The following is a 5,873-nucleotide window of genomic DNA, read 5'->3' as shown; positions in this document are numbered from 1 at the left end:
TGAAGTATTTGTCACCCGACGATTTCAAGCATGTTTCCGACTGTTTGAAAGAATCTGAAACAGAACGGAAAAACTTTGTAGCGAAATTTGTAAAGCCGATTGAGGAAAAGTTAAAAGTCAAGGGTTTCAAGTTTGAAATGAAAGCCCGCACCAAAGCGATCAATTCCATCTGGAACAAGATGAAGAAGTCGGGCATCCCTTTCGAGGAAGTGTACGACATCTTTGCAATTCGGGTAATTCTGGAGTCGGAGGCACAAGCTGAAAAGTCGGACTGCTGGCAGGTTTTTTCCATTGTTACCGAAGAGTATCAGGCCAACCCGGAGCGTATGCGCGACTGGATTACGGTGCCCAAGTCAAATGGTTACGAGAGTTTGCATGCCACTGTGCTGGGACCCAATAAAAAGTGGGTCGAAATACAGATTCGGACGAAAAGGATGGATGAGATCGCCGAGAAAGGTTTGGCTGCTCACTGGAAGTATAAAGGTGGTTCGGCATCGGCTGAAATGGAAAAGTGGTTGGCAGGTGTGCGTGAGATTTTGGAAAATCCGGAATTGAACGTGGTTGATTTCATTGACGAATTCAATACGAATATTTACAAGGATGAGATTTTTGTCTTCACACCTAAGGGGGATTTAAAGCGACTTCCTGCCGGTGCAACCTTGCTCGACTTTGCCTATGAAATTCACTCGGTTGTTGGCGATCGCTGTGTTGGTGGGATGGTTGATGGACGGAAAGTGACGCTTCGCTATAAGTTGAAAAACGGCGAGCAGATCTCTATCGATACCTCAAACAACCAAAAGCCCAAGCTGGACTGGCTGGATATTGCCATTACCAGCAAAGCCAAAAACCGCATTAAGGCTAGTTTGAACGAGGAGCGGAAACGTGAAGCTGATAACGGTAAGGAGATTCTGGTTCGTAAGTTGAAAAACTGGAAGATTGACTATAACGATGAAACGATCCGAACTTTACTGAAGCATTATCACCTGAAGTTGGCGCAGGATCTTTATTACAATATTTCGACGGAGAAGATCGATACGCTCGATATTAAGGAAGTGCTTACGCTTAAGGAGCAAGCGGAAGAGCCATCAGCCAAACAAAAGCTTGAGGAGAATCTCTCGGCCGACCAGTTTAAGGAGATGGAGTTTACCGGTGGTGATGATTACCTGGTGATTGATAACAACATTAAGGATGTTAATCACAAGCTGGCACAGTGCTGTAACCCCATTTTTGGAGACGATATTTTTGGCTTTGTAACCATTAAAGAGGGGATTAAGATTCACCGTCGTACCTGTCCGAATGCCAAACAGATGTTTGAGCGCTATCCATACCGGATTATTCCTGCCAAGTGGCGCGATTCGGATAAGAAAACGTCATTCCAGGCTACCATTCGACTTTCCGGAATTGATGAAGTTGGCCTTGTGGCGCAGATCTCAAATGTGATCTCGAAGGATGTTGGTGTATCTATGCGCTCGATAAGTATTGATACCTCCGGTGGCGAGTTTTTAGGTACACTGCGTATCTATGTCAATAATATTGAGCATTTGGATTTCCTGATGCGCAAACTGCATCACATTAAGGGAATTCAGCATGTTTCCCGTGCGGATGGCTAAAGTCGGCCCCAAAATAAGCAAATGCAGAAGTTACTGGTTAACTTCTGCATTTGCTGTTTATTCCCGAATCCACTCAGTTTTTTGTTCTGCCGGAATACGCATGCGTGGAGGGCGTTGAAAGCTTTCATCTGCTTCTCCTAAAATGAAAAATCCGACAGGCACATCTTCGGCCTCTAATTTAAGAAATTGTCGCATTTGCTGTGAATAGCAAACTCCTCCGGTGCTTAAATAACCGGCAATTCCGTAGGCCTGCAGGCTTAAATAGATATTTTCGACGGCGCAGGCAACCGAAACAAGATCTTCCTGAGCAGGAAAGCGTTTATAAGGATCGCGTTTGGCAATGATGGCAATAATATGCGAAACGCGTTTGTGTTTTTCCGAATAGGCATCGTATTTGAAATCAACGAATTTTTCGGCAGGTGTGATTTCTTTATAGATTTGTTGCTGAACCATGAAAAAGCGTTTCACAGCATCGCCGGCAAAGATTTTAAAATTCCAGGCTTGCACTAAGCCGTGCGATGGCGCCCAACTGGCATTCTCGAGTAGCTTTTCAATAATAGCATCATCAATTTGACTACCTTCCTTCAGCCCATTGACAAAAGTTGATTTTCGGCTTTTAATCCAATTTTCGATTGTTTCTGCGTTCTCTGTCATCGTTGTTCGTATTATTTAGCAAGAAGAACAATGGAAAAGCTGATAAGTTTGTAATTTCACCATCCTTTGTTGAAAGACAACCCGCAAGTATTGATGAACATGAACGAGAAAATAAGTGAGATTGAAAGGTTAATAGATGAAAGCCAACTGGAAGCGGCTTTACTCAAAATTGAAGAACAATTGGCTTCAGGAGAACCAACTGCTGAGATCTATTTTCTGAAAGGCCGGATATCTGTAAAAAAACAGGAGTGGGGCCAAGCGATTAATGACTTTAACCAGGTGTTGGAAAATGATCCTGATTATCCTGGTGCCCAAAATCAGATCGATCTGGTCAGGTCTATTCTGGGCTTCTTTAATCCGGATTTGATAAACCCGTAGCTTGTGTCAAGTCACTCCTGACATTCATAAAGATCGTTTCGCCGTCATACCTGCTACCAAGGACAGATTTAATGATTGAAGGATAGATGGTATGAAGGATTGAGGGAGCTTCAAGATCCTAGCCTCAAGCTGCAAGTTGACTCAAATTCCAGGTTTTTAATTCCAAATTTCAAAAAGGATCTGTCTGGAACCTTGATCAGTTGCAGTAACCAGAACCCCGGAACTTTAATAACGGAAGAAGACCGTGAATTGCGATTTCTTACTTCTACATTTTTTATTGGTTATTCAATATTTTACATTTCAAGAAAACTGTCATTTCCTCATTGTGCCCATTTATTTGGGGTAGGTACTCAAAATGACGACGTGATTGCGACGACTAAGGAGGAAGCAATCTTACCCGAAATTTTGTAACTAGACCAGACACTAATCTAAAACAAAGCGATAGGTGATTGTTCCTGTTTGAAAGGCAGGAGCATTGGGATCGTTGTTGAAAGTTGCTTTTAAAGCCGCCTGACGAGCTGCTTCCAGCAAGTTCGCATTATAGGTATTTGTTCCTTTTACACCCGGTTTGGCACTGCTTACCTTGCCGTATTTATTAACCGTGATGCTTACAACAACAACACCTTCTTCATTACCCGGATAATTGGGTTTGGGCAAGCCCAGGGCACGGCGCCCATCCAGACTGAATGAAGGTCCATTACCAGAGCTTCCACTTCCGGTACCGCCATCTCCATAGTTACTTGAATTACCACCGGTTGGGCTTCCCTGGTTCCCACCCGGGTATGTTACACCTTCTCCGGTACTTTTGGAATTGCTGCTGCCGGCACCGGAACCGGATCCAAAGGTTTTTGCTGCAAGGTTATTGATTTGTGCAGCCTTCGCTGCTTCTGCTTCTTTTCGCTTGCGTTCTTCCTCGGCCGCTTTACGCTGACGCTCCAGTTCGGCTTGTTTTTGACGTTCAATTTCTGCTAAGCGTTGTTTCTCGGCTTCAATTTCCTGTTGGCGTTTGATTTCAGCCTGACGTTTTGCTTCATTCTCAGCAGTAATTTTTTGCTGACGTTCCAGCTCTTCTTTTTTCTTTTGATCAGCTAGCTTCTTTTGACGAGCCAGTTCTTGTTGTTTCTTTTTTGCTTCTTCTTCCTTTTTCTTCTTGGCTGCTTCCAGAGCTACGGTCTTCTCGTAGTCTTGCGTCATCAACTCTTCTTTTGATTCAACCGGGGTGGCCGGTGCTGTTGATGATGGTGGTGGAGGAGGAGGTGTTGTTGCCTTTACCGGTTGTGCAGCCGGTTCTTCTTTGGCAGGCAAACTTTGACGGGGAGCAGGGGCCGGTTCTTCTTTTCCCAAGCCGTTTTTGCTGTTGCCAAAATTAACCAGCACACCCTCTTCACCGGGAAGTGGCAGGGGCGTGAAAAAACCGAACAATAACAACAGGATCAGAATGATCACATGGAAAATGATTGTTCCCCAAAAACCAGCTCTATGTTTGCCAATGTAACTCATTAATGTTCCGGTGCAGTAGCTAAGATCATTTTGTATTTATTGCGCTTGGCAATATTCATTACTTTAACAACCTGCTCAATAGGGACCGATTTGTCGGCATGCAGCGAAACGTAAGCATCTTCCTGGCTTCCCATAGCCCGTTGGAGTGCGGGTTCAATTTCGCCGAAAGAAACCCGGTGAGGTGTCCCGTCGGTATTGACGTAATATTTCAGGTCAGCAGTGATGGACACCGTTGTGATCGGTTTTGCTGCTGTTTGATTATTGCTTTCAGGTAAAAGCAGCTTCAATGCATTTGGTGCGATCAAGGTTGAAGTAACCATGAAAAAGATCAACAGCAAAAACACGATGTCGGTCATCGACGACATACTGAAACTGGCATCAACCTTATTTCTTCGTTTTAAAGCCATTGTTTTTACTTTGCAGGTTCATTCAATAAATCCAAAAACTCGGAAGTGGCTGCTTCCATTTTGAATACCACTTTTTCAACATTCGATACGAGAATGTTGTAAGCGAAATAGGCGATAATACCAACTGTTAATCCAGCTACAGTCGTCACCATTGCCTGGTAAATACCTGAAGAAAGTAAGGTAACATCGATATTGTTTCCGGCATTTGCCATATCGTAAAACGCCTGGATCATACCAATTACCGTTCCCAGGAATCCGATCATCGGTGCTCCACCGGCAACACTGGCTAATACAGGTAAGCCTTTTTCGAGTTTCGAGATTTCCAGGTTTCCAACCATCTCAATGGCGGTATTGACATCGGACATTGGGCGCCCAATGCGCGTAATACCCTTTTCAATCATCCGGGCTGTTGGAGTATCCTGAGAACGAGCCAAGGTTAATGCTGCATCTATTTTCCCTTGAAGAATGAAGTCTTTCACCCGTTCAAGTAATGAATTATCAACTTTACCTGCTTTTTTAACCGCTAAATAACGATCGATAAAAATGAAGACGGCAACCAAGGATAAAACCAGGATTGGGATCATGATCCAACCACCTTTTAAGGCTAAATCGAAAAAACGGGTAACAATTCCATCTTGTTGCGCAGCTTGAGCTACAGAGTCAGCACCATTGGTAACAGGTGTGCTCACTTGTAATAGTACGAAGTTCAGCATATAGTTTTCTGTTTTTTTTGACCTGTGTAAAAATAAACGAGGCATACTGAAATAAAGTATGCCTCGCAAAAATAAGAATATTTTTAACTGTTCTTAAAGAACAACTGCTTGAAAGTAATAATATGCCGCACCTGCTAAATAACCGATTAGTGCTAACCACGAAATTTTCTTTAGGTACCAAATGAAATCGATTTTTTCCAATCCCATTGCTGCAACACCAGCCGCTGATCCGATGATCAGCATACTGCCACCTGTTCCGGCAGTATAAGCCAGAAATTCCCAAAAAGCACCATCCTGTACGAAGGCTGCCATATAACCTGTGGTTCCGGCTTCGGCAATAGGGTACATACCCATCGCTCCGGCTACTAACGGAACGTTGTCGACAATTGACGAAAGGATACCAATTGCTAAATCGATTAGGAAGATATTACCCAGATGTTGATCTAAGACCTGTGAAAGCAAGTGCAAATGGCCGGCAGATTGCAACGCAGCAACCGCTGAAAGGATTCCTAAAAAGAACAAAATTGTTGGTACATCTACTTTCCGTAATACGGCAGTGACCCTCAGCCTGTGCTTGATTTCATCATCCTTGTCTTTATGCAGAATTTCAG

The 5,873-nt window shown here is 43.7% G+C and carries 7 protein-coding genes; 2 read left to right on the top strand and 5 right to left on the bottom strand.

Features of this window, described 5'->3' with window-relative positions; genetic code table 11:
- The coding region (locus AC37HE_RS04225) for a RelA/SpoT family protein (RefSeq protein WP_500781537.1) at positions 1-1,610 on the top strand (1,610 nt) is incomplete at its 5' end.
- A gap of 57 nt (positions 1,611-1,667) precedes the next feature.
- Here AC37HE_RS04225 and AC37HE_RS04220 read toward each other — a convergent pair.
- On the bottom strand, positions 1,668-2,264 hold the full coding sequence (locus tag AC37HE_RS04220; RefSeq protein WP_500781536.1) for a nitroreductase family protein: 597 nt from the start codon (positions 2,262-2,264) through the stop codon (positions 1,668-1,670).
- 99 nt (positions 2,265-2,363) lie between these two features.
- Here AC37HE_RS04220 and AC37HE_RS04215 point away from each other — a divergent pair, with 99 nt between their 5' ends.
- Entirely contained in the window at positions 2,364-2,642 is a 279-nt protein-coding gene (locus AC37HE_RS04215) for a hypothetical protein (protein ID WP_500781535.1), read from the top strand.
- Between the two features lie 423 nt (positions 2,643-3,065).
- Here AC37HE_RS04215 and tolA read toward each other — a convergent pair whose 3' ends face one another.
- The 4 genes from tolA to AC37HE_RS04195 all read right to left on the bottom strand — a co-directional run.
- A complete protein-coding gene (gene tolA / locus AC37HE_RS04210; protein ID WP_500781534.1) occupies positions 3,066-4,142 on the bottom strand; it encodes a cell envelope integrity protein TolA in 1,077 nt (358 codons plus the stop codon).
- Positions 4,142-4,549, bottom strand: coding sequence for an ExbD/TolR family protein (locus AC37HE_RS04205; RefSeq protein ID WP_500781533.1), 408 nt, complete (start codon positions 4,547-4,549; stop codon positions 4,142-4,144). Before AC37HE_RS04205 ends, tolA begins: the two co-directional genes overlap by 1 nt.
- A 5-nt stretch (positions 4,550-4,554) precedes the next feature.
- Positions 4,555-5,262, bottom strand: a complete 708-nt coding sequence (locus tag AC37HE_RS04200; RefSeq protein WP_500781532.1) for a MotA/TolQ/ExbB proton channel family protein — start codon at positions 5,260-5,262, stop codon at positions 4,555-4,557.
- A 93-nt stretch (positions 5,263-5,355) separates the two neighbouring features.
- Positions 5,356-5,873 (bottom strand): SLC13 family permease (locus tag AC37HE_RS04195; RefSeq protein WP_500781531.1); only part of this gene is annotated, 518 nt, incomplete at its 5' end.

This window comes from Mangrovibacterium sp., from assembly GCF_059905295.1.
The sequence above is the reverse complement of the archived record's forward strand: the minus strand, read 5'-3'. Positions and strand labels throughout refer to the sequence as shown.

Excerpts from the sequence above, each read along its gene's own strand:
- AC37HE_RS04220 (WP_500781536.1), bottom strand. The coding sequence starts at position 2,264 with ATGACAGAGAACGCAGAAACAATCGAAAATTGGATTAAAAGCCGAAAA.
- AC37HE_RS04215 (WP_500781535.1), top strand. The coding sequence starts at position 2,364 with ATGAACGAGAAAATAAGTGAGATTGAAAGGTTAATAGATGAAAGCCAA.
- tolA (WP_500781534.1), bottom strand. The coding sequence starts at position 4,142 with ATGAGTTACATTGGCAAACATAGAGCTGGTTTTTGGGGAACAATCATT.
- AC37HE_RS04205 (WP_500781533.1), bottom strand. The coding sequence starts at position 4,549 with ATGGCTTTAAAACGAAGAAATAAGGTTGATGCCAGTTTCAGTATGTCG.
- AC37HE_RS04200 (WP_500781532.1), bottom strand. The coding sequence starts at position 5,262 with ATGCTGAACTTCGTACTATTACAAGTGAGCACACCTGTTACCAATGGT.